This is a genomic window from Candidatus Spongiihabitans sp., assembly GCF_965237845.1.
Classification (GTDB): Bacteria; Pseudomonadota; Gammaproteobacteria; order Arenicellales; family Poriferihabitantaceae; genus Spongiihabitans.
On sequence record NZ_OZ250154.1, the window covers coordinates 322,449 to 346,723 of the forward strand.

A 24,275-nucleotide genomic window follows, 5' to 3' on the forward strand; every position below is an offset into this window, starting at 1 on the left:
TGCGAGCAAGACTAAATTCGGGCTAGACTTGTAATTTCTGGGTCGCCCGCAGCCGTCGGCTTCGCCGGTTTTCGATAGGCACCACCAATAAAGACATCATTGGCGGGATGATCAACAATGTAATAATCGCCGACAAACCCAACCCGCCCACCACCACAGAGCCGAGTCCGCGATATAACTCAGAGCCAGCGCCGGGAAATAAAACCAAAGGCAACATGCCGAAAACACTGGTCAACGTGGACATAAAAATCGGCCGAATCCGATTTCGAGTCGCTTGTTTTATGGCCTCTTGGGCGGTAAGCAGATCGTTGCGAATATGGCGCAATGTTTGATGCACCAGCAAGATTGCATTATTGACCACTATGCCGATGAGAATCACAAAGCCAAGCATGGTCAGCATGTCCAGCGGCTGCTGCGTGACCAGATTCAAAAGCGCCAGGCCGCCCACGCCGCCAGCCGCGGCCGCCGGCACCGACAGCATGATGATTATTGGATAGACAAAACTTTCAAAAAGCACCGCCATGACCAGATAAACAATAATAAGCGCCAGCATCATATTAATCGCCATGGCATTTCGGGTTTCAACCAATTTGTCGGCGGTGCCTGAAATGTTCAACTGCACGCCAGCGGGCAGCCCTTCTTGCTGCAAAGGCTCGATCACCTGCTGTTTTATAATATCAATAGCGGATTCCAGCGCCAGAGTTTGATTCGGCCTGATTTCCAATGTTACCGTGCGCAAGCGTTCGCGATGGCGTATTGCTGTGGGCCCGGCGGTCAATATGGAATCCGCCAGCGACGATACTGGAACCACCTGGCCACTGGGTGTGACCACGGGCAGGTTATCGATGCCCTGAGTTGCGCTGACGCTTTGACTCGCGCCTTTTAAAATGATGTCCATCAATTTGCCATCAATGGTGGACTGGGCTACCCGCAATCCGTCGTTGAAAGTATCGATAGTTTGCGCCAACTCCACTGCGGTCACGCCGCTATCGCTCAAGCGCAACAGGTTCGGGATGACCCGTACTTCCGGTGCGCCCAATTCAAGCCCGGGAACAGGCCGCCATTCATGCCCATCCGCGCGCGGGAATAGGCCGACGATTTTTCCGAAAGCCCGATTGGAAACCCGCAAAATCGTGTCCAGGTCAGGGCCGGATACGTCCAGGTCAATTTTACGTCCGCCGCCAATGCCGCGACCAAAGATGGAGGGTTGGTTAATGAATCCGAAAGTGCCGGGTTCTCGAAATACCGGTTTTTGAAGAAACGGCTTTAGCTCGGCAACCCGCCGCGGGTCCACAGCAATGGCGCCAAGGAATGTTTGCGCGCGCGTGGCGACATAAAAAAACCGGGCAATTTTTGGGGGTTGCCCGAGCTCCGACTTCATTCCTGATTCTGCTCCCGACTCCACTTCCGATTCTGATGCCCATAACGGTCGAATCTCGTTTTCGATTCTCAGTGCGATGTTGGTGGTGGTTTCAAGGTTATAGCCAGGCGGTGGAATGATGATGCCGAACAGCAAATTGCGATTGCCTTCCGGCAGATACTCGAGTTTTGGCAAGGCTTGATAAGCGCTGAAACCAGCGCTCAATGTCACTGCGGCGGTGATTACCAACGCCTTGCTGCGGCTTTTGACAACGGCATCGACAAATCCGATAGTTAGATTTACGAATTTTCTGGCTAACCCATCAATAAAAGGAATTCGAAACTTTGCGACTTGACGACTTTCATCTTGAGGACTTTCACCCGCTGGTTCGGCGTTTGGCGGATTGTCTTTAAACAGTCGTTTTGACAACGCCGGGATGACGGTGATGGAAACCAACAGCGATAATAAAACCGATACCGAGATGGCGACTGCGATATCACGAAACAACTGACCGGCTTCGAGCTCCATAATCAGGATGGGCACGAACACCATAACCGTGGTCAACGCTGAAACTAAAATCGCTCCCCAAACCTGTTGGGCGCCCAGGTAGGCGGCCTTGATATTGGAATGACCCTGTTCTTTTAACCGATAGATATTTTCCAGCACGACGATGGCGGCATCGACCACCATGCCCACTGCAAATGCCAGCCCGGCCAGGGAAATAACATTGATAGATCGTCCCAAAGCGGCCATAGCGACAAACGCCCCGATCACGGATATCGGTATTGCCAATGAAATAACCAGCACGGCTCTGAAAGACCGCAAAAACAAAATCAGAATGATTGCGGCTAAGGTTCCGCCAACCCAGATATTTTGTTGCACCAGGTCGATGGATGAATTGATATAAACCGTCTCGTCATAAACTTGCTGAAAAGTTAATCCGGCATTGGGGATGATAGATTGATTAAGCTCATCGATGGCCTCCCTTAAACCGGCCATGGTTTCAATCACGTTGGCGCCGGTTTGTCGTTCCGCACTCAGGGCTATTGATGCCTTGCCCAAGAATCGGATAGTGGATGTGGGTTCTTTAAAGCCAAATGAAATGTCGGCAACATCTGCCACCGTTACTCTGCCTAAAGCGCCATCGCCAGGGCTATCGTCATTGGTGTTGCGTACCAGGATGCGGTCAATAATTTCGAAGTTATCAAGCTCGCTTTCGGTGCGCACCACATAGCGACGCTTGCCTTCGTCTATGCTGCCGGCGCCCAGTGAAATATGTGCATTCCTAAGCGCGCGTGTCAGATCGCTGACCGTGAGTCGATAGCGCGCCAGTAAATCTGGATCGACGACAATGTGAATTTCACGTTCACTGCCGCCATAGACGTTTATCGCGGCAATCCCAGGTACCCGTTCCAGGCGTTCCTTAACCACGTCCTCAATGAAATCCCCGTATTCATGAATGGGCTTGTCGTTGTTTTCCGCCTGGTTGAGTATCATCCAGGCGATCGCATTGTCTTCGCTGCCCGAAGTATCCAGGGTCGGTTGGTCGGTTTCGTTGGGATAACTGGGCACCCGATCCAACCGGTTTGCGACCAGTAACAAGGCCCGATCCATATTCGTGCCAATCTTGAATTCCAGGGTAATACGACCACGGCCGGGTTGCGCCCTTGCGGTTATGGAAACCAGTCCTTCAAGACCGGCAAATTCTTCTTCCTGGGGGTTGATGATTTCACGTTCAACTTCCGCAGGCGCAGCGCCAAACCAGTTGGTGGTTACGGTAATAACCGGACGGTTTACATCTGGAGCGAGTTGAATGGGGATGGTTTTGAGCGCGACCAGTCCGAACAACACGACTAACAATACTGCGGCAACAACCGCAACCGGTCGATCAATGGCGGTGCGGATGATATTCACAGATTTTCGGTGATATTCACCGGCTGCCCGGGCGCCAACCTTTCATTGCCGCGGACAACGACAATATCGCCAGCCTCAAGCCCTCCCAGAACTTCGATGCGCTCGCCGGCGGCCGGTCCGGTCTGGATGGTTCGAATTTGCGCGACATTGTCATTGACCACATAAACGATGTTGTCCTGACCTCGCCGTATCACGCCGTCTTTATGCACGGTTAGAATATTTCGGGCGGCGGATGCGGGAACATGCACGGTTGCGCTTTGTTCACTGGCGAGGAAGCCGGCGTCGGCACCGAGTACGGTGTTAAATCTTACTCGACGGGTGCGCGTGCGCGGGTTTTCCTCCGGGATGATGGCGCGAACACGGGCGCGGTGTCGGCTGCCATTTTCGAGTTCAACGTCAAGCTCAGAATCGGCGGATAGTCCGTTTAACAATGCAGCGGGCACATCGGCCTCCAATTCAAGCTGTTGGTCGGAAATTATTTTAAATACCGACTGCCCCTGCTGAAGATAATTTCCGACTTCGGTGAGCTTGCGGGTTATGGTGCCGTCAAACGGCGCCGTAATATCAGCGTAACTCAATTCCAGTTGTGCGATATCAAACGAAGCCTTGCTGCTGGTGATGCCGGCTTGTGCCTCGCTAACTCGAGCAAAAGCGATTTTTCGTTGCTGCCGGGCATCGTCATACAGAGCCTGACTCACCGCGGCGGAATCTTTCAATGCTTCGAGCCGCTTTACTTCCTGGCTGGCCAAAGCCAATTGTGCTTTTGTGGTTTTTAGCCGGGTTTGGGATTCACCCAGTTGGGATTCTGCATGTTGTTTGCGTAGCTCAAGGGTGTCTGAATCAATACGAGCAAGAAACTGTCCTTGAATAACCTGGTCTCCAATATCCACCAACACTTCAGCTATCGCCCCGCTAATGCGCGTGGCAACCGTGCCCGAACGCTTTGCGATTAGCCGCCCGAGTATGGGAACGGTTTGGGTAAAATGTTGTACAACAACGGTATCCACCGAGACCAGGGTGGGTTGTTGGGCATAAACATTGGATAATCCCAACAAGAGTGCAATAAAAATACTGTAAAAATTTTTGAACACGGAAATAAAACGATTAAAATAGAACATTAAAAGGTCAGGTTAAAGCGATTATCGCTTAAAAGTATAAACGGCGATAGCACTATCGCCAGCGCGCTCCCCGGCGGCAGCTTTGCTGTGCCAGCAGGGTCAGGGTTACGCTGTTGATGTTGGTCTTGCCTAGGCTTGGGTGTAGCGGCGATTATTTTATGTGCCAGATAGTCTATTAACATCAGCCTATTGACCAGTCTATTAACCCGCCCATGCCAATACCCAACGGGCGTTAACGGTAATCACATTGATAGAACAAGACAACAACCCAAAAGGCGAACCCGCAATAATCGACTCAATCGAAATGCAAACGGGTATCGATCCGATCTGCTCGATTATTTGGTTGCACGGACTCGGCGCCGATGGTCACGATTTTGAATTCATCGTGCCTGAATTGGGATTGCCCCGGGAAACGCCGGTACGTTTTATCTTTCCGCATGCACCGATTCGGCCGATCACGGTTAACAATGGCATGAACATGCGCGGCTGGTACGACATCGCTGACTTGCCCATCGATGCCGATTGCCCTGAGCGAAGCGACCGGGAAGGCGTGTGGCGAAGCGACCGAGAGGGCATGCAGCAATCCGCACAAATTGTATATCGCTTGATTGAGCAGGAAAATCAGCGTGGCATCGCGACCGAGAAGATATTTTTAGCGGGGTTTTCCCAGGGCGGCGCCATCGCACTGTTCGCCGGGTTACGGCTTCAGGCGCAACTAGCCGGCATCATCGCGTTGTCCGCCTATCTTCCAGATGAGACGACCATTGAGGCCGAAAAATCCACCCACAATCAAAGCACACCGATTTTCATGGGTCATGGCATCCAGGATCCATTGATTCCGCTGCCGATAGCAACGCGCAGCCATCTGCTATTACGTGAACTGGGCTACGATGTCGAGTGGCATACCTACGAGATGCCACATTCGATACACCCGAATGAAATCGAAGACCTTGCTAATTATTTAAACAAGCATCTGGTTCATTCCGCGCCAACCAATAATCGTTAATTCGCGCTATTAATTGACTGCTCCGCAATCGATCGAACCACCGACGGATAATACAAAAACAAGGTGATCGCCCGCAGCATCATAAAACCAGTCAGGGCCATGAATAAACCGTGGTTTCCCCAGATTGCCTGAAATAAACACACCATGATCAAATAACCCGTGGCGGAAACGAGCATGGCGTTGCGCATGGATTTTGTGTGACCGGTGCCGATAAACAGGCCATCAAGCTGAAAACTCCAGAACGATATAATTGGGGAAATAATCATCCAGATTAAATACTGGTCTGCGGTTTTGATTACCTCAGAAATTTCGGTAAACCACGAAACAACGGTATGCCCGAAAAGAAAATAGCCAATGCCGACGGTAACCGCCATGCCTGCTGACCACAATGAAGTGAGCGCGACCGCTCTTTTGAAATTGGACAGGTTTTTTGCGCCATATGCACTGCCACCCAAAGCTTCCACTGCGAATGCGAATCCGTCCAGCCCATATGCCATCATACTATGTAGATGGATTAATATGGTATTTGCTGCGAGTATCAGCTCGCCATGCCGGGCGCTTTGCGCGGTAAAAAGAGCAAACGAAAACACCAGACACAATGTGCGTATAAATATGTTGCCGTTTGCTCTCATCATTTCCTTCAATGCGCTGGCTTGCAGAATTTGACTCCAGTCGGCAGTTTTCAGTGCCTTGATCAGGGATTTTCGCAGTAAAATAAATCCACAAAGCGCGGCGGTGTATTCTGCAATAAGGGTGGCCCAGGCCACTCCGGCAACACCCCACTCCAAAACGGGGACAAACAGCAGGTCCAGGGCAATATTGACGAGGTTTAAAACCAGTTGTAGCACCAATGCCAGTCTGGTGTTGTGCAGACCGATAAAAATTCCGGTGAAGACATAGATGGAAAGGGTTGCGGGCGCACTCCAAAGCCGAATCAGCGCGTACTGCTCGGCCAGTCGTTCGACCTTTAAACTACTGTCGATGCAATACAGGGCGAAGCGAATTAACGGCTGGCCGATCAAAATGACGGCCAAGCCAAGCAACAGGCCGAGCATCAAAAATCGTAGCGTAATCCGGGCAAGCGCGATTTCGTCATTGGCACCGTAAGCACGGGCGATAAAACCGGTCGTGCCCATGCGCAGGAAGCCAAATCCCCAGTACAGGAAACTAAAAATTAACGCACCCAGCGCGACCGCGCCGATATGGTGGGGTTCGGGCAGGTGACCGACAACAGCGGTATCGACTGCGCCAACCAGGGGAACCGACAAATTGGCAACTATCATCGGCCCGGCCAACGCCCATACAGTGCCATGGGTAATTGATGGCGCGCTAATGGATTGAGCGGTGGGTGAATTCATGTTGTGCTGCGATTAATAAAGTGGCAGGTTACAATAAAGCGCATAAACAAAATACTCATTCCTGCCAGCACTGCTCATCAAAGTTGAAACCATGGTTACCAAAATGACCTGGCGATGTACGAAATTAGCCTGCCATCTTCGGTCTTGGATGATGAAGTTTTTGGTGGTGCAACGGGGCGAATCTCTTTAGAATCGGCATCGATTTGTCATTCGGATTATTGGGCGGATTATCGGCTGTACGTTACCGGGATGACATATAGATTTTGACAAAATGTTGAATGCAACATCATTGACTACCGCAGCATTGTGCACGACCGTTATTCAGCAGGTCGGTGCAATTCGCTGGCGCGATTTGCACCGACATAAGGGGCAGTAATTTTTTGACTTGTCAAAAAAACTGCCCCTAAACTACAGGTTTCGAGATGTGGAATGAACTTCGCGCCTCCTGGGCGCTACTTATAGGCATTGGATTCATGATGCTGGGCAATGGCTTGCAAAGTACATTGCTGGGGTTGCGCGCCACCATGGAAGGATTCCCGACCTTCACAACCGGGATAATGATGTCGGGATATTTCATCGGCATATTTGTCGGCTCGATGATTGCACCGAAGCTGGTGCAGCGGGTCGGACATATCCGGGTATTCGCGGCATTGGCGTCGCTCGCTTCCATTTCCATTCTGGTTCACGGCATTTACGTTAGCGCGATAACCTGGAGCATTATGCGATTAATTACCGGCATCAGTTATGCCGGACTATTTGTGGTTTCCGAAAGCTGGTTGAATGATCGTGCCAGCAATGAAACTCGGGGTCAGATGCTTTCGGTATATATGGTTGTCATAACCATTGGATTGGGCGGCGGGCAGTTCTTGCTTAATTTGGGCAGTCCGGCGAATGTGGATTTGTTTGTGCTGGTTTCAATTATCGTTTCCATCGGATTGATTCCGATTTTGCTCACCGCACGGCCGGCGCCGGCTTTTGCATTGACCGGGAAAATGTCGCTGGCTGAGCTGTATCGGGCATCACCGCTGGCCGTCATCAGCAATGGTTTGACCGGCATCGCCCAAGGCACCGTTTTTGGTTTGGGCGCGGTCTATGCGCGGCAGGAATTGTACGATGTTAAGCTAATTTCAATATTTATGGCTTCGTTTTTGCTGGGTAGTTTGATTTTTCAATGGCCGATTGGCTGGATTTCAGACCGGGTCAGCCGTAGAGTAGTCATGATAGGCATGTCGGTGATGGCTATCGCCGCATGTATAGCGGCCATGCTGCTGCCTAAAAGCGGACCTCTGTTCTTTGCGGTAATCGTAATTCTCGGCGGCGCGGTCATGCCGATGTACTCGCTCAGTATCGCCTACGCCAATGACCGTCTCAAACCAGAACAAATTGTCCCGGCCAGCGGCGGCCTGGTGATGGTTGCGGGCATGGGGCTGAGTGCTGGCCCAATCATTGTTTCATTTTTGATGGGAAAATTTGGTTCAATGTTTTATTTCATTGGCATCGCCAGCGCCTTTGCTTTGCTCATGGTATTTGCGGTTTACCGTATGACTGTCACCAAGCGCGTCGCCCCGAGCGACCGGAAATCCATCGTCGTCGCAGGGCTGATAGGCACGCCCGTGGCAGAGTATAATGCACACGATGCCGAGGATTATGTGGAATCAATAATATGCGGAGAAAGCGGAAATTTGTATGAGCAATCAGAAAGCAACGAGAGCGCGACCGAGAGAAAATTGTAGAGCGGAGAAAATGTAGCGTGATTTATGGAAGCCACGATACCGTTTAGTGAAACAGACCGTCGAGGCAAACATTATGCTGCAAATCAAGCAAATAATTGATTTTCAAAAGCACCCAATCGATCGGCTCGAGCAGTTTGCGGCCGGCTGCAAACAACAACTCGAAAAAACCGGTTCGTTATTGTTGCCAAACTTTATAACCGATCAAGCCATTGCGAAATTAAAAGCCGAAGCGTTAGCGCATGCCCACCTTGCCTATTATTGCCAACAGACCCACACAGCCTATCTTTCGCCGCCCGACAAAAATTACGCTGCCGTTCATCCACGTAATCGTCAGGTAATCAGCACCAAGGGGTGTATCACCGACGATCAAATTCCCGAAGCGTCGTTACTGCGAATAATTTATGCCGACGAGAAGTTCCGAAAATTTCTGTGCTATGTTCTCAAACAAGATCAGCTGTTTGACTATGCCGATTCACTGTCTTCGATAAATGTTCATTACTATGAGGCCGGCCAGGAATTAGGGTGGCATTTTGATAATTCATCATTTGCGGTTACCTTGATGATTCAACCCGCCGAGCAAGGCGGCGAATTTGAATATATCCCCCGATTTAGAAACCACGAAACCGGCGACATGAATTTTGAGGGCGTTGGTCAAGCCCTTGACGGCGACATTGAGGCGATAAAACTTAATATCACGGCGGGGACGCTGGCATTATTCAGAGGCAGAAACGCATTGCATCGGGTTACCCCGGTTATGGGCAGCACCGATAGAATTCAAGTCGTGTTGGCGTACAACACAGCGCCTGGCATCACGCTGTCTGAGCAAGCGCGACTGACTTTTTATGGGCGCACCCATTAACCGAGCGAATCATGTTTATGATGGGGCGCGGGTTTGAGCAAACAACAGTCGCACAACAAACCCACGGGTTTATGACGAGTTGCGCAAAATCCATGGCCCTGTGCGCCGAGTCAGCGGTCCAAGCCAATATGGTTAAGGTATTTTCAGCTCAGGTCAAGAAAAACAAGACGCCAAATAAAGTTAAAGACTTCAAGCCCAATCCACTGCCTTGCCTAGGCAATTTGAAATTGGTCAAGGATATGAAATTGGCGAAAGATTTCCAGCAATTTGCCCACTATTTACCCTGGGGTTTTTCACCGCGCACCCTTGATCAAGGCAAGCATGTGGCGATTATGGATTTTCGCAAGATGTTTGAAATGGGAAAGGTCACCGCCGGGTTAATGTATGTAGACGTTTATAGCGCCTATCCCGAACACAATCATCCGCCGGATGAAATTTATTTCTTGATTTCGGGAACCGCTAAATGGCGTTGGGGCGGGCATCGCCATTTTCGCAGCATTACCGCGGGCAACCTGATTTATAACTATCCTTACAACTGGCATGGCGTTAAAGCCGGGCCAACGCCGGTGTTGGCGCTTTATCTGCAAGCGAGGCGATAGTTTTCAGTCCACATCTTTTATGGATATGCCATGAGGGTGTGGCGTAGATTAGCAATATCCGCAGAGTCAGGGACAAGCGATTTTCCCCGCCATAAAATCTTGAGCGGCGCAATAGTGCCAGTTTGTTCTTGTCCTTGTTTCATAGCGACGCAAGGCGCAATTCTGTGACACGGACGGCGTACATGCCGAGTTGTAAAACACCCAACGCTTTTTATAATTTTTGGTTAATTCTAAAAACATCGGCAGATAATCTTTGCCTCCAAAAAACACTACCTTGTCATCACTCGGCGGTAAAAAGCATAAATCCTCATATGTGTCTTTTGGGTCGCGGCGTTTGTAACGCTCGGCTTGTTTTGAAAAGGCAATGTCATAATATGGCGTCAAAAATGACGCATCCAGCAACCCCCAACCGGCCGACAAAATAAAAACATTGTCACAGCCATAATGCGCCACCAGCTGCCTATAAATCGGCGGTTTGTAGAGGAGATAGGCGGGTTTGAGGTTGAGCGGATTATCGGAACGCTTATTGCGGTATTTCTTATTGTAGTCGCAAAGTTTTTGTCGCCAACTTTGACCGTCATCGGCATTGTCATCCACCTTGTCATCGGGATGCGCGTAAAGCACATCCTTCTGACTTGATGCTTCATGCGGAAGGGCGACAAACTCAACCGCATGCTCATCCCGCTCCATCCGACCAGCATCCGCCACTTTACTTCCCGCACAGGCAATGACGATTTTAATATTCGGCTTCACACAAACATTCCAGCTGTTCTAAAAAGGCGGGGTCATAATCCTCATAATATATTGCTGATTCCATAATCCTGAGCGGCGCACTTTCTCTTTGTTGCTGTCGTGTCCCAACCATGAAGCCGATGGAGAATCCGCATCACGGTTGTCGTAACCGCTCAGCAGGGCGATGGCGTGACGTTCAATAAATTTACGCTGTTCCAATTTGGGGACAGCGAGCCACAAAAGAAGCATCTTGTTGCCGATATACTGACTGACCAAACACTCCAATTCAAGCTCGCCTTTTTGGTTGGCAATGGAGATAGCGTCTTTTTTAAGCCATGTAGGGCAATTAAGTCCATGCCGTTGCATTAACGCAAAACCCACCAGCCCTCTAAAAATGGAGCCACGATGATTGCCTCCGCCGGTACTCAATACGCCCCTATGTTGCCTCAATCTATCCCATAGTTTGGTGCGTGATGTTTGGGTTATTCTGTGGGTGCCGATTCTGGCGATTCGCGGCTTGCCGTTTGCGCGCAGCTCATCAGTTTCTTGAAAAAAATAAATGCCACATTCGGGCAAGTTCATTTGTCCATCACATTTTGCGAGTAATCTCGCTCCTTTGCTCCGCTCGGATAACCGGTTCAGGAGCATGTAAAAACGCTCCCTATCCGCTTGACGATCTCTTTCGTTGCGCCTCATCAACCTCGTCAGAACATAACCCTCAGCCTTTCAATCGCTTCAATACGAATTGCAGTACGCCGCCGCACAAGAAGTATTCAACTTCAACCGCGGTGTCAATTCTCGATTGCAGTTGCAGGTTGTCAACCGAGCCATCGGCGCGATGAATCCGTGCTTCAAATACCTGCTTTGGGGTCAGATTTTTGTCCAGCCCTAGAATATCAATGCTATCGCTGCCGGTAATATTCAACGTCTTACGATCTTGGCCGGGCATGAACTGCAATGGCAACACCCCCATGCCGACCAGGTTGGAGCGGTGAATACGCTCGAAGCTTTCCACGATGACCGCTTTTATGCCCAGTAACAAGGGGCCTTTGGCAGCCCAGTCACGACTCGAACCGGTGCCATATTCCTTGCCGGCGACCACGACTGTCGGGATGCCGGCGGCGCGGTAATTCATGGCTACGTCATAAATCGGAAGCACGCTCGGGTCGTCATTGGTGCAGGTATAGCCGCCTTCGGTACCCGGCACCAATTCATTCTTGATGCGAATATTGCCGAAGGTGCCGCGCATCATCACTTCATGGTTGCCGCGGCGCGAGCCATATGAGTTGAAATCTTTTGGCGCTACGCCATTTTCAATCAGGTACTTCGCCGCAGGACTATCCGCAGCGATGGATCCCGCCGGGGAAATGTGATCGGTGGTAACAGAATCGCCCAGCAACACCAGCACCCGCGCGCCTTCGATGTTTTTATTCTTGCCGCTGGTGTATTGCTCATCGAAAAATGGCGGCAGCTGAATATAGGTCGAATCCGCTGAAAAGGCATAAGTAGCACCTTCAGTGGTCGGCACCGCCTGCCACTTGTCATCGCCGGTAAATACATCGGCGTATTTACGGGTGAACATCGAGTGATCGATTTTTGCCACTTCGGTGGCAATCTCATCATTGCTCGGCCAAATATCCTTCAGGAGCACATCGTTGCCATCCTGGTCTTGGCCGATGGCTTCAGTAGCCAAATTGACGCGGGTGCTGCCGGCCAGCGCATAAGCCACAACCAGCGGCGGCGATGACAACCAGTTGGCTTTCACCAACGGATGAATACGGCCCTCGAAGTTGCGGTTGCCCGATAACACCGAGGAGGCCACCATGTCATTGTCGCTGACCGTGTTATGCACCGCTTCGGGCAAGGGGCCGGAGTTGCCGATACAAGTCGTGCAACCATATCCCACCGTATTGAATCCGAGCTGATCGAGATATTCCTGCAGACCGGCTTTTTCCAGGTATTCCGTAACCACTTTGGAGCCAGGGGCCAGGGACGACTTCACCCAGGGCTTGCGCGTCATGCCGCGCTCGATGGCTTTTTTGGCAACCAATCCAGCGCCCACCATGACCGCAGGATTCGAAGTGTTTGTACAAGAGGTGATTGCAGCCACTACCACATCACCGTGATGCAGGTCATAGCCATCGGCAGTAGGGAAACTTTTGTCCATTTCAGCTTGCTTGCCGTCCTGCTTAATGAAAGCTTCGGTAGCAGCGGGCATATCCGGCAATGCAACGCGATCTTGTGGACGTTTCGGGCCCGATAAATTCGGCCGTACTGTGCTGATATCGAGATGCAAAGTGGAGGCAAACACCGGCTCCGGCCTCGCACTGTCGCGCCACATGCCCTGAGCCTTGCTGTAGGCTTCAACCAAGGCCACGGTGTCCTCGTCCCGACCGCTCAGTCGCAGGTAGTCCATGGTTTTTTGATCAATGGAAAAGAACCCGCAGGTGGCGCCGTATTCTGGCGCCATATTGGCGATAGTCGCTCTATCGGCAAGCGGCAGACCATCCAATGCGCTGCCATAAAATTCCACGAATTTACCCACTACGCCATGTTCGCGCAGCATTTGCACGATGCGCAATACCAAATCCGTGGCGGTGATGCCCTCACTCAATTGGCCGGTTAATTCACAGCCAACCACTTCTGGAATTAACATCGGTATCGGTTGCCTCAACATCGCCGCTTCGGCTTCGATGCCGCCGACGCCCCAACCCAATACACCGAGCCCATTGATCATGGTGGTGTGGCTATCGGTGCCGACTAGCGTATCCGGGTACGCCACCCTTTCGCCGCTGCTGTCATCGCTCCAGATACACTTGGCAATGTATTCCAGATTAACCTGATGGCATATACCGGTGCCGGGCGGCACCAGCTTGAAATTATCGAATGCGCCCTGACCCCATTTCAGAAACTCGTAACGCTCAGCATTGCGCTGCATTTCAAATTCGACGTTAGCGTTGAACGCAGTATGGGTTGCAAACTGGTCAATCACCACCGAATGATCGATGACCAAATCCACAGGAGATAATGGATTGATTATTTCGGCATCCACATTAGCCTTCACTAGCGCATCACGCATCGCCGCCAAATCAACCACTGCGGGCACGCCGGTAAAGTCCTGCATCAACACGCGCGCTGGATGGTAGGCGATTTCTTGCGAGGTCTTTTGCTGCGCGCTCTTTGCAAGCGCTTTAATATCCTCCACCGTGCAGGCCACCCCATCTTCATGGCGCAGCAGATTTTCCAATAACACTTTAATCGAATTTGGCAATCGGCTGATATCCGCAAGGCTCGCCACCTGGTCGGATTGCAGGTTGTAATAGCCGTAGGTTTTGCCGTTGGCTTCGAGAGTAGCGTAGCTGTCGAACGAGTTATTGCTGGTGTGAGTCATTAGAATCTCTTGGTAACAAAGTAAGTCTAGGAACGAAAATCCGGGCCTGATTATACTTGTAAATCGGTTCTCTAACTACCGCTACAAATCCCATTGGTGTTGAAAATGCCTGCTGAAAATATCATTTGACATGACGTACGTTATATCGCACCGTTAAGTCAGGAGGTAACAAACTAATATTTAATTCCTCCAGCACGTTTTTCTAGATTTTTCCACAGCGGTGACAGGGTACGCAAACAATCGATTTGTTTATGTAGCAGTTCAATCAAAAAGTCCACTTCTTGTTCGGTAGTGAAACGACCGATGGAAAAACGAACCGAACAATACGCCAACTCATCGCTAATCCCCAGTGCTCGCAACACATGAGAAGGTTCTACAGAAGCGGAAGTGCAAGCTGATCCGCTGGAAACCGCCACATCCCTGATGGACATAATCAATGATTCGCTTTCCACAAAATTGAAAGAGACGTTCAAGTTTTGCGCCACGCGATGTTCCAGGTCGCCATTGATGTAAACCTCCTCAATACCACACACGCCATCCAGCAGCTTATCGTGTAGTGTCCGCGCACGGGCGTTTTCTTCATCAAACCCTGCGTGAGCCAAGCGAAAAGCCTCGCCCATGCCGACAATCTGGTGCGTTGCCAAGGTGCCAGAACGCAATCCGCGTTCGTGACCACCGCCGTGCATCTGCGCTTTCAACTGCGCTCGCGGTTTACGGCGCACATACAGCGCACCTACACCTTTCGGTCCATACACCTTGTGAGCACACAAAGACAGCAAGTCCACATTAGCCGTGTTGACATCTATCTGTACTTTCCCCGGTGCCTGTGCTGCATCGACATGAAACACAACGCCGTGCTCACGGCAGATTTTGCCGATTTCGGCGATGGGTTGGATGACTCCGATTTCGTTGTTAACCCACATCACGGAGGCCAGCACAGTGTCGTCGCGTAGCGATGCTTGAAACTTATCCAGATCAATCAAGCCGTTCGGCTTAGTGTCCAGATAAGTCACACCAAAACCTTCTCGTTCTAGTTCGCGCACTGAGTCTAACACCGCTTTGTGCTCGGTTTTTACGGTGATGACGTGGCGGCCTTTGTTGCGGTTGAAATGCGCCGATCCTTTGATGGCCAGATTGTCCGATTCAGTAGCGCCTGAAGTCCATACAATCTCGAGTGGGTCGGCTCCGATGAGTTTGGCTACTTGTATGCGAGCATCTTCCACCGCCTTTTCCGCTTCCCAGCCGAATGTGTGGGAACGTGACGCAGGATTACCGAAGATGCCGTCCAAGGTCAAGCAGTGCTTCATTTTTTCGGCCACAAGCGGGTCTACTGGCGTGGTGGCCGAATAATCAAAGTAAAGCGGTGTTCTCATAGCCCGAAAGTCAATTTACGCCACGGGTGGCCGGCTGTTATCGGCTTTGCTTATGCCTCAAAATCTCGGTTGATTAATTAAAGCAAAGGCGGCAGTTCCTTTTTGTCTTTTTCGTCATCGGGGAAAAGTGCACGGTATCTTTCCAGTAATTCCCCCTTTTTCTCCTCATCCAACACCTGACCAGCTCTGTAACATAGAATATCCGTTACCAGTTTTCTGTTTTTGGTGATTATTTTTCCGCCAGACATGAACAGGCGATCCCATTCGCTGACATCTTTTCGCCAATCAATCGCGTTGAGTTTATTAGCCGCCTCCACATAGGTGAGATTTGTTTCGGGGGTGGTTAAACAAGCAAATGCCTTTACTAAACATGCTTGCGCAACAGGTTTCCCCAATAGGTAATCCGTGCGTATTTCGCAACGTTTGTCATCTCCTGTTTCTTCCTTATCTTCCAACAAGTTGGAAAACCAATTTATGTTTTCAACAAGGAATTCCCATACTTCAAAAACTTTTTGCTTGTATAACCTTGCTTTGTTAGTATCTGGAAGGTTCGTACGATCTATTTTTTCGGGAAAATGGGCGGCTAAAATTGCTTCGTTGCATTCCGCTAAAGTTGCTAGTGTAGTGAAACGAGAATCCTTGACGCTGAGCGTGTTGCTTTTAGAATTGACAAGATGTGAACCGATAATATTCTGGTCATTGGCTATAAACCGTGATAATACAGCGATAATGTCGTCATCATCTGTTACCAAATTTTGTCCAGTTGTTGTCGCTTTGGCATACTTATTCACCTTAGTAAAAATTTTTCGAGATTTCTTCTGATTGTAGGGAACTAACATAACCGTCACATCCTCATTCGCCAATTCCGAGCTGGGAGAAAAGCCTTCTATTTGTCTGTTTTTTTCATCCCTTCCTTCTATAGCAAACTGGATAGCTTTCAGGCGATGTTGCCCATCCAGCGGAATCAACTCTTCGCCTCCTGTAAATGTCAAAAACCCCATATGTTGAGCTTGGGTTTTGTAAAGATTTGGTAGTCCTTTAGTAGCAACATCCGCTATAGGTTCAAAATTTGACGTGTCAAAGTTTTTGGCCGTTAAAATGATTGCCCCGAAAAATCTGTCCTTATCCGATGCCAAATAAGGGGCGATTTGATTTTTCACACGAGTATAATTGATATCCCGCTTCTCCTTTTCTTCTAAGGTCATATTCGTCCACTCTGGCATTTCCGACGGGATAATAGCCTTTTCCACTAATTCTTTGGCCTTCATGGCTATAATAAAATAATCGGTGCTGCCGAGTTTGCCCTTCATTGCCGCGACGGTTGTTGCCATTGGATTTACCTCCTCTGTTTTGAGATGTTTGTCTCAGGATGCCATATTTGAATCAATTTTGTTTCCATTTTGTCTATTCTGTTATCTTTTACCGACAAATAGCAAATATCCAAGAATGCACCGAAAGCCTTTATCCACAATCTTAAATTTTCATTGTGGGAATTACGCCAATGTTGCGTGAGCCGATCCTTAATTGACTGTTTTTCTGCCTTTCCGACATATACGCACTTTCCATTAGTACGACACCAAAATCCATACACGCCTTTTATATGGGGAGGGATGCTATCAATATTGTGATGTCTAAAAGACATTTTGTTACGGGTTTTCTTTGATTTTTTCATATCTATTTCAACCTAAAATGCCATATCTGTTTTGCCGCTATTTTAGCAATCTTGGATTGTCTATGTTTGACGGCTTTAGGAGTCCATTCTGTATGTTGACAAATATCTTTCGTCAATTGGTATGAAGACATTGCGTATATTTTTTTCTTTGCTGAAAAACTTTCATTATCCTTCGCTTTCGGACTATTATCTTTTTTACTTATTAATGTCAGGTTTCCTAGACAATGAACGAATCTGTCACGGTCATTCTGATCGAATTTTGAAGCCCAACTATTTTTAGAATTATGTTCATTCGATCTTGGCAAAATATGCTCTACGCTGACTTGGTCATTATCAATTCTCACACCTTTTTCTTGATATTCTACGATTTTTCTCAAGATATAACCAGACTTTGTGATGCTCTTTTGCGAATAAAACCTTGTTCCCATTTGTTCTATGTAGTCAGTATCATCAATAACCCCGGCGTTGTCATAAGTTTTTAGGTAATCAAAAAATTGTTCAGAGGTAGTGCAACTTCCATCAGATATGATCTCAGCCAAATCTGCGAATTTGGCTTCGTAAACTGAAGGCCTAAAATTTCCTATATGCGTCACTCGTTGCACAAATGAGGAAAGAAGTTTAACGCAATCATAGACAAATTTTGCACTCCCAATTTTGTTTTCTTGGGGGGCAGATGCATAATGACAAAACAAGGCAAATATTAGCGGTCGTGCAATTTTGTAGTCATGCAAATCAAGTAGATAATCATCAATTTTTCTTTTATTGTTCATTTTCTTAGCGTCTTGGGTTAACTGCTGCAAAAATTCTTGATTCGAAGATTTGCGCCAAAAAGTCCTAAATATTTGTATTTTTTCTTTTTTAGACAAATCGCTCACTAAATCAAAAACTTCTCCAGATTTCCCTTTGTTGGTGTTGCCAAAACGGTTTTTTGTTTTTCGGAAAAATTGCTCCTTATTTATGAATCCATATTTTGCTTGCATATAACACCGAACATATTCAGAAACTGCTTTGTCGGGAAAACTCGTGTATATCTTTTCAAGGTTATCATACACAGTGTCGCTCCGAGCAGGCTCATTAGAGAAAAACGATAAAAAATAATTCTTGATTAAATCTACCTGATCTAAATGCTTCCCGCGATAATTAAGAGTTTCAAAAATAGCATTCGAATCAAGAGATTTATCCACCTCCAGTCGAACAACAAAAACGTTGTGCAACATAAAGTTCAATATTTTTTCTCTCCATACAAGATTTTGATGTTCCGCCTGTTCAAAAAAGGAAACAATACTGTTCCAGGCTGAAACCATTTTTCCATTTGTGCCAACGTCCCGTCCACGAATTAAATTATTGAAATTTGTCTCGTTATCTCTAGGTGGAGTAACACGAGGAGAAAGATTATCTGCATCTTGTAGCGTTTTATTGTGTGCTTCCTGGACACCAAACAGTATGCGAATAATATGATTCTCCTCGGAGGACATGCCCTGGTCACGAAAAGTCCTGCATAAATAAGCGCATATCAGTGAAAATGTAATAATCCTTTGTTGACCATCGTTAATTTCCCATTTTTTTCCGCTCCGTTTTTTATCAGCATGATAGAACCTAAGAAATGACAGGGACTGTCTTGACTGACCGCTTCGTCCAAATCATCTAACAACATAGTAACGTGACCGCCTTCCCAGTCGTAGTAACGTTGATGTCGCGGAACGTTAAAAAATCCATCCCGAAGCAACTCGGCTAATGTGCTTTCCTCGGCTTTAATTAATTTTGGCATGGCTTCAAACGACCGCCACAGCCCCCACTGAATCCATCAACGCATCACGGCTTTCATAGTGCAGCATGTCGCGCCGCCAAATATCCTCGATTATTTCCAGTTCCGGTTTTGAAATAAGGTCTTTGCCCGTCTCCTGCTCCAAATTCTGAAGCCGCTTCAGCACGCGGTGGCGTATTTCCATCTTAAAAGGCCCTCTGACGCGACTGCCATCTTCTCGAGATTTGCTTGTTCCATCACGTCGAACAGGCATTCGATTTTCGTTAATTTCTCGTAATTCAAGAATCCAGTCCCGAAAATCCAGGAGCGGTTCTAATTCGTCAAAACCAGCATCGACCAAACCCGACAAACTGCGATCTTTGGCGACTACCGTGCAAGTCCAGCAACCGAACCTCGGCGATGTTGATCCGCATGACGGTGCATCATCTTTGCTCAACACCAGCGGGCATTCACCACCGCGCGCATTGCGATATAGCGTTATCAGATTGCGGTGGCTTCCGCCCCACGGTGGCGTTGATTGCAACAGAATTGCCCACACCTCGTTGTCAGTCAGTTCTGCAATAGGTGAAAAAACGCGGCAATTCCTGATCTGATTATGCGGGTTCATCCGCCGACCGCTTTTTTCGCGGCTTTCCATTCTGCGGCGCCGGCCGGATGACTCGCTTTTGCGAGTGCCGATAAGAAGTATGGCCTTGCGATGCGCGGCGGTGACCCGCTTGATGAACTTGCTGGTGGGGTTAATTTTCATGCGATCAGTGCACCAGCGAAAGTTCCGGGTGGGCGGGATATAGCCTCGCCCAATGACGTTCACCCAGAAGGTCTGGTCGATGCACGGCTTGGTGATGGTCACGGACATCGGCAGCCGGGCGTTTTCCGCCGCCCGCTGTATGATCTCGACGCTTTGCCGCAAATGATCCATCACCAGCGGAGACTCAACCAGGGTGTCATTGCTAACAATGTGAATCTGTCTTTTTCTGGCTTCGGCGGGCAGTGCCTGGATGGTCTCAAAGACCAACTGCAGCAGGAGCGTGGAATCCTTGCCGCCGGAATAGGCGACTATCCATGGGTGGCTGTGTTTTTTTCGGTATTCTTCTTGCAAAACCACCCGAATCTCGGCGAGTTTGTCTTGTGTATGCAATAAATTATCCGCAACGACTATGGTGGGAGTGGTCATTTTCTTTGGTTGTGTGAAGGTGAAAACAGAGTATACCAAAATCGGGTTTTTTACAAACAACAACTACCCATAACAGAACATCCAAAATGGCGGTTTTGTTCGCATATCCTTGCGCTCAAAGGAAACTCTAAATGAATCAATTTCCTATATTTTATAGCGTTTCCCCAACTACCGCTATAAATATCCTATTCGTCATCATCGTCACCGAACTATTACATCTACCCCACTTGTTTGCACCAGGTTTCGCGCAATAGCAGCGCGCCGACAAAGGCGCCTGCTGTGACCACTAACAAGCTGGACAGCGCAATCGTGTAGGCGTCGGTCGAATAAACGCGTACACCGCCTACAATCGTACCGGTCCAGTTCAAGTCGAGCAACCAGCCAATCATCGGTTGCATTACCGCGCCAGAGCCGACCACGCACATATTCATCAAGCTCAGTGCTGTGCTGCTGCAATCCAGGCTGTTGTGCTCTTTTACCGAACTGAAACATACCGTCATCGTGGAACCGCCTAGACCGGTGATTAATATCAGTGTCATTAATATCGCGGTATTTGTCGGGGCAATGAAAATAATTGCCGCAAAGGTTATTAGACAAATCACTGAGCCGACAATCATAATCGGGTTGCGGCTGCCAATCCGATCTGACAACCAGCCCATCAGGGGTGAAAAAATCGCCCACCCGACGAACAACATCGAGGCAATCCCGGCCGCCTCCGTGGTCGAATACCCATGCACTGCGCTCAGCCATGGCACTGCCCACAAAGCGCCAAACCCGAGCATAATGGAGGCTAGGCCGAAGCCTATTAACGCGCACAACCAGGTTTGTGGATTGGATGCCGCTGATCGCACGCCATCCCATATGTTGCTGCGTTCCTCAACTTTTCTTTGGTTCTGCGACCGGTGTGGCACCAGGACAAACAGCAAAACCGATAGCACCAAGACAATCATTGCCAAAATGCCCATCGTGCCACGCCAACCAACAGATTCCACAACATAGCGAAGCGGCGCCTGTCCAAATATCGCGCCACACATGCCGACCGCCTGAAGTACGCCCGCCAGCATGGCGTACTGTGCCGGTTTAAACCAGTGCCCGGCAATGGCCAGCGTGCCGACAAAGGCAAATGCGACCGTCGCGCCAATAAAACCGCGTGCGATTGATGCCGTAACAAGTGAATCACTGAGCGCAAAACTAACCGAAGCGATTGCGCATAAACCGGCCGCAAAACTCATCAATTTGCGCGGTCCGTAACGATCGGTAAGTATGCCTACGGGCAGTTGAATAGAGGCATAAGCGTAGAAATAAAATGCCGATAATGAACCGAGGGCGGCGCCACCGACCGCAAAATCCCGCATCCATTCATCGGTCATGATGCTCGGCGCAACGCGCTGGATAAAGGCGTAGCCGAAAAACAGCGTGCCCAGTGAAAACCCGATAATTGCGCTGCGCCGGGTGACCGGATTTTGGTTTGAAGTGGACACGAGTATTAAATTGTCAGCGGGAATTTAAACTTCCAGCCCCATTCTCCATGGCGTGAACAACCGGGGCATAGTCGTCCGCTTTTCAGACTCATTTCATATTGGGAAAGACTCATTCTCTGCTTATCCCAATCTGTCGCTGTGAATTTTCTGCAGATATTGCCTGACATCGGGATATTTCCCGACAATAGTCAGCATGGCTTTCCTGGTGACACGCAGTAATTTACAGGGCGTCTTGGCCACAATGGTCGCACTTCTGCGATGGGCGCCGGATTGCGCTTCCACTAACGACGATTCGCCGATGATATCGCCATCATGAAAAGTAGCAATTCGGTGAGTCGCACCGCTTTCATCCTGCTTGCGCACCAATACCTTGCCGTGAATAATGATATAGAAGTTGTCGCCTCGTTCGGATTCACCCACTATCGTATCCCCGGCTAGAAATGTGATTCCGCTCGCATTGTTCTTAACGAAATTCAGATCTTCACTGCTCATGTTTTCAAATAACGCCGTCTCATCCAGCAATTCGGAAACCGATTCATTGCTGTCTGGCCTGATTGCCCGAATATTACTGATGCTGGCCAGCTCCTGCTCGACCTTGCGCCGGATAATATTATAACCTTTGGCGCCCAGGGCGCCTTGGCTATGCTGCTGCTTAACCTGGTTCCAGCCACGGTTTATCATTGATCTATGCGCAGTGTGTTTCATGTTGCGTTGGTAGAAGCCGGGAAACTGGCGTTTGGCCATCTTAAGCTCATGCCGGTAATGCTTGTTTCGAACCTTATAATTTGATATCAGCAGATCACGCGCCGAGTTGGCCAGGTCGTCCTGTTGCTCCAGCATGTTAATAATCATGTTATTGATGATTACCTTGGCAATGTGACGTTCCATCTGCTGAACCAGCCGCAGGGACTGGTATCTGGACAAGAGTTTGGATAACCACAGCCGTTCCCTGGAATAACGCAGCAAGCTATTCTCCAGCAGCACAAACAGGCTTTTTCGAGGGCTGTCGCGAAAAGCGTTATGCTCGTTTTTCCCCTTTCGCAGCGCTTCCTGCATGCTAAACAGCGAGTCATTCATTCTCAGGTAAACATACTGGCTGATGATTTTCGATTCATAGAGCAGCATTAATACGGTTCTTTCTGTTTGATAAGCGCGGAACAGTGCCATATATTCATCGTCATCATGCTTTTCGCTGCCCTCATCAAACATTCCGATACTGAATGCCAGCCGAATTCTAATTAACAGGCCGTTGCTCGCTCGTTTTGGCAGCAAGGAATAATTTCGTAGTTCACTCAACCATGAACCCGATTCTTTTCTGGCCGTAATCAGGGAATTTCTGAGTTCCAGATCTTCCCCCTCGGTCAGTTGATTGAGCCCGAGTCGTTCCATCAATGGCCGAATAGTCGGCGCACTGATCAACAAGGTAAACAGCACAACGCCAACCGTCAGATCAAACAGGAATTGCTTCTCTGGCAGGGCATCCGGAATTGAAAGAACCACCGCTATTGCCAAGCCGCCTTTTAACCCTCCCCACCATATGATATGTCGTTCGGCCATACTGATACGCGGCAAGTGAAATAGTTTGACCGTCACCGGAATTACGCTATATACCGCAAATGCTCTTGCACCTAGAATCAGTATTACCACCAACAGAACAGCGCCCATAACGGCCATGATATTGTCGAACTTGACGGTTAAGCCAACCAGCAGAAAAAGCAGGGAATTACAGGATAGGGAGATGACTTCCCAGCTGCTGTGAATGGAATGGGTTGCATCATGAGGAAATCTGATCATGCTGAATCGTTTTAGCGCGATTGCCGACCCAACCACCGCCATCACTCCGGAAACGTGCAAAGCGTGTTCGGCGAGAACAAAACTGGCATATGCAATAACAATAGAGGTGGTTAATATCACCGCCATATCACTGCGCATTCGATACAGTAATTCGCATACCGCAAATCCGAGCAAGCTGCCGACGATAACCCCGCCGATAAAAACGCGTAAAAACTCAGCAATGATGTGTCCAGAATCAGACCAACCAATGCCCCCGCCCTGCATCGCTATTCCCAGCAAAATGGTAAACGCGACAATGGCGGTGGCATCGTTTAACAGCGATTCGCCTTCAACCAGGACGTTAAGGCGATTTGGCGCCCCCAGTTCCTTGAACAAGGCTACCACCGCAACCGGGTCGGTCGCCGATATCAAGGCGCCGAATACCAGCGCCACTATCAGTGGTATGTCCAGCAACCACCAAACCCCGAGTCCGACGACACAAGTGGACAAAAGCATTGCCGGAATAGCCAACATTAAAATCGGCGGCAAGTCCCGGTGTAGTTGCCGGGTATCAATGCTAAAGCCGGATTCAAAAATGAGCGCCGGAAGGAAAATAAAGAACATGATTTCCGGTCCAAGCTGAAAGTGGCGCAGTGGCTCCAATGGCGCCCAGCTATCGGCTGCCCGACCGAGCGCTATGCCGACAATGACCAGCAGGATGGTATGCGGGATAGGAAGCTTGCGCGATAGCCCGGTCAGAAGCATGGCAATCCCAAGCAGAATAACCAGGACAAGTATCAGTTCGTCAGCCGGCACGTTGGATGATTAAATTGTGGGTCAGGTTAAAAGCATGGGTTAATCGTTGCCATGCGCTGGTTGCGAATTTTAGCACAGCACAACATTTCCGCTTTGAGTGTTACAACCTTTTGGGAAACTCTAATTAAAACCGAAAAATGTGAGATAATCA

General features: G+C 49.1%; 18 protein-coding genes and 1 pseudogene. 4 read left to right on the forward strand and 15 right to left on the reverse strand.

The window, feature by feature from the left end; genetic code table 11:
* Nucleotides 1–22 precede the first annotated feature (22 nt).
* From ACPXXB_RS01600 to ACPXXB_RS01610, 3 genes are read right to left on the reverse strand one after another with little or no spacing between them, the layout of a single operon-like run.
* Nucleotides 23–3,274 carry an efflux RND transporter permease subunit gene (locus tag ACPXXB_RS01600; RefSeq protein WP_423908600.1) on the reverse strand — a complete coding sequence of 1,084 codons (3,252 nt, stop codon included), beginning with the start codon at nt 3,272–3,274 and terminating at the stop codon, nt 23–25.
* Nucleotides 3,271–4,365, reverse strand: a complete 1,095-nt coding sequence (locus ACPXXB_RS01605; protein ID WP_423908602.1) for an efflux RND transporter periplasmic adaptor subunit — start codon at nt 4,363–4,365, stop codon at nt 3,271–3,273. The genes ACPXXB_RS01600 and ACPXXB_RS01605 overlap by 4 nt, the downstream gene beginning before the upstream one ends.
* Before the next feature lie 26 nt (nt 4,366–4,391).
* Nucleotides 4,392–4,574, reverse strand: coding sequence for a hypothetical protein (locus ACPXXB_RS01610; protein ID WP_423908604.1), 183 nt, complete (start codon nt 4,572–4,574; stop codon nt 4,392–4,394).
* Between the two features lie 65 nt (nt 4,575–4,639).
* On the opposite strand from ACPXXB_RS01610, the gene ACPXXB_RS01615 reads away from it, so the two are divergent.
* Nucleotides 4,640–5,398 (forward strand): alpha/beta hydrolase, encoded by a 759-nt coding sequence (locus tag ACPXXB_RS01615; protein WP_423908605.1) that lies wholly within the window; start codon nt 4,640–4,642, stop codon nt 5,396–5,398.
* On the opposite strand, the gene ACPXXB_RS01620 is transcribed toward ACPXXB_RS01615, so the two are convergent.
* Complete coding sequence (locus ACPXXB_RS01620; RefSeq protein ID WP_423908607.1) at nt 5,395–6,756, reverse strand: MATE family efflux transporter; 1,362 nt, start codon at nt 6,754–6,756, stop codon at nt 5,395–5,397. The two genes, ACPXXB_RS01615 and ACPXXB_RS01620, sit on opposite strands and share 4 nt — an antisense overlap.
* A 422-nt stretch (nt 6,757–7,178) precedes the next feature.
* On the opposite strand from ACPXXB_RS01620, the gene ACPXXB_RS01625 reads away from it, so the two are divergent.
* From ACPXXB_RS01625 to ACPXXB_RS01635, 3 genes are read left to right on the forward strand one after another with little or no spacing between them, the layout of a single operon-like run.
* The gene (locus ACPXXB_RS01625) at nt 7,179–8,489 is read left to right on the forward strand and encodes an MFS transporter (protein WP_423908609.1); all 1,311 of its coding nucleotides are present in this window, start codon (nt 7,179–7,181) and stop codon (nt 8,487–8,489) included.
* A gap of 46 nt (nt 8,490–8,535) precedes the next feature.
* Nucleotides 8,536–9,348 carry a HalD/BesD family halogenase gene (locus ACPXXB_RS01630; RefSeq protein ID WP_423908611.1) on the forward strand — a complete coding sequence of 271 codons (813 nt, stop codon included), beginning with the start codon at nt 8,536–8,538 and terminating at the stop codon, nt 9,346–9,348.
* Nucleotides 9,349–9,359: 11 nt separating this feature from the next.
* Nucleotides 9,360–9,947, forward strand: a complete 588-nt coding sequence (locus tag ACPXXB_RS01635; RefSeq protein WP_423908613.1) for a dimethylsulfonioproprionate lyase family protein — start codon at nt 9,360–9,362, stop codon at nt 9,945–9,947.
* 66 nt (nt 9,948–10,013) lie between these two features.
* Here ACPXXB_RS01635 and ACPXXB_RS01640 read toward each other — a convergent pair whose 3' ends face one another.
* The 11 genes and pseudogenes from ACPXXB_RS01640 to ACPXXB_RS01690 all read right to left on the reverse strand — a co-directional run bounded on the left by ACPXXB_RS01640 (nt 10,014) and on the right by ACPXXB_RS01690 (nt 24,124).
* Entirely contained in the window at nt 10,014–10,700 is a 687-nt protein-coding gene (locus ACPXXB_RS01640) for a hypothetical protein (protein WP_423908615.1), read from the reverse strand.
* An 18-nt stretch (nt 10,701–10,718) separates the two neighbouring features.
* A complete protein-coding gene (locus ACPXXB_RS01645; protein ID WP_423908616.1) occupies nt 10,719–11,375 on the reverse strand; it encodes a hypothetical protein in 657 nt (218 codons plus the stop codon).
* 22 nt (nt 11,376–11,397) lie between these two features.
* Nucleotides 11,398–14,070, reverse strand: coding sequence for an aconitate hydratase AcnA (gene acnA, locus ACPXXB_RS01650; protein WP_423908618.1), 2,673 nt, complete (start codon nt 14,068–14,070; stop codon nt 11,398–11,400).
* A 173-nt stretch (nt 14,071–14,243) separates the two neighbouring features.
* Entirely contained in the window at nt 14,244–15,443 is a 1,200-nt protein-coding gene (locus ACPXXB_RS01655) for an IscS subfamily cysteine desulfurase (RefSeq protein WP_423908620.1), read from the reverse strand.
* Between the two features lie 77 nt (nt 15,444–15,520).
* On the reverse strand, nt 15,521–16,774 hold the full coding sequence (locus tag ACPXXB_RS01660) for a DNA sulfur modification protein DndB (RefSeq protein WP_423908622.1): 1,254 nt from the start codon (nt 16,772–16,774) through the stop codon (nt 15,521–15,523).
* Nucleotides 16,775–16,779: 5 nt separating this feature from the next.
* Nucleotides 16,780–17,115 (reverse strand): GIY-YIG nuclease family protein, encoded by a 336-nt coding sequence (locus ACPXXB_RS01665; protein WP_423908624.1) that lies wholly within the window; start codon nt 17,113–17,115, stop codon nt 16,780–16,782.
* 2 nt (nt 17,116–17,117) lie between these two features.
* On the reverse strand, nt 17,118–18,095 hold the full coding sequence (locus ACPXXB_RS01670; protein WP_423910864.1) for an HNH endonuclease family protein: 978 nt from the start codon (nt 18,093–18,095) through the stop codon (nt 17,118–17,120).
* Between the two features lie 168 nt (nt 18,096–18,263).
* A pseudogene (locus tag ACPXXB_RS01675) lies at nt 18,264–18,883 on the reverse strand (DUF262 domain-containing protein); the annotation flags it as partial.
* A 4-nt stretch (nt 18,884–18,887) separates the two neighbouring features.
* Entirely contained in the window at nt 18,888–20,054 is a 1,167-nt protein-coding gene (gene dndC, locus ACPXXB_RS01680; RefSeq protein ID WP_423908626.1) for a DNA phosphorothioation system sulfurtransferase DndC, read from the reverse strand.
* Between the two features lie 218 nt (nt 20,055–20,272).
* Nucleotides 20,273–21,535: an MFS transporter gene (locus ACPXXB_RS01685; protein WP_423908627.1), complete on the reverse strand. Its 1,263-nt coding sequence runs from the start codon at nt 21,533–21,535 to the stop codon at nt 20,273–20,275.
* A gap of 120 nt (nt 21,536–21,655) precedes the next feature.
* Nucleotides 21,656–24,124 (reverse strand): cation:proton antiporter, encoded by a 2,469-nt coding sequence (locus tag ACPXXB_RS01690; RefSeq protein WP_423908629.1) that lies wholly within the window; start codon nt 24,122–24,124, stop codon nt 21,656–21,658.
* Between the last annotated feature and the right edge of the window lie 151 nt (nt 24,125–24,275).

What these genes read in the sequence shown, in the direction of transcription:
- ACPXXB_RS01610 (WP_423908604.1), bottom strand. Translation starts at nt 4,574, where the DNA reads ATGTTAATAGACTATCTGGCACATAAAATAATCGCCGCTACACCCAAG.
- ACPXXB_RS01620 (WP_423908607.1), bottom strand. Translation starts at nt 6,756, where the DNA reads ATGAATTCACCCACCGCTCAATCCATTAGCGCGCCATCAATTACCCAT.
- ACPXXB_RS01625 (WP_423908609.1), top strand. Translation starts at nt 7,179, where the DNA reads ATGTGGAATGAACTTCGCGCCTCCTGGGCGCTACTTATAGGCATTGGA.
- ACPXXB_RS01635 (WP_423908613.1), top strand. Translation starts at nt 9,360, where the DNA reads ATGTTTATGATGGGGCGCGGGTTTGAGCAAACAACAGTCGCACAACAA.
- ACPXXB_RS01645 (WP_423908616.1), bottom strand. Translation starts at nt 11,375, where the DNA reads ATGAGGCGCAACGAAAGAGATCGTCAAGCGGATAGGGAGCGTTTTTAC.
- acnA (WP_423908618.1), bottom strand. Translation starts at nt 14,070, where the DNA reads ATGACTCACACCAGCAATAACTCGTTCGACAGCTACGCTACTCTCGAA.
- ACPXXB_RS01655 (WP_423908620.1), bottom strand. Translation starts at nt 15,443, where the DNA reads ATGAGAACACCGCTTTACTTTGATTATTCGGCCACCACGCCAGTAGAC.
- ACPXXB_RS01660 (WP_423908622.1), bottom strand. Translation starts at nt 16,774, where the DNA reads ATGGCAACAACCGTCGCGGCAATGAAGGGCAAACTCGGCAGCACCGAT.
- ACPXXB_RS01665 (WP_423908624.1), bottom strand. Translation starts at nt 17,115, where the DNA reads ATGAAAAAATCAAAGAAAACCCGTAACAAAATGTCTTTTAGACATCAC.
- ACPXXB_RS01670 (WP_423910864.1), bottom strand. Translation starts at nt 18,095, where the DNA reads ATGCAAGCAAAATATGGATTCATAAATAAGGAGCAATTTTTCCGAAAA.
- dndC (WP_423908626.1), bottom strand. Translation starts at nt 20,054, where the DNA reads ATGACCACTCCCACCATAGTCGTTGCGGATAATTTATTGCATACACAA.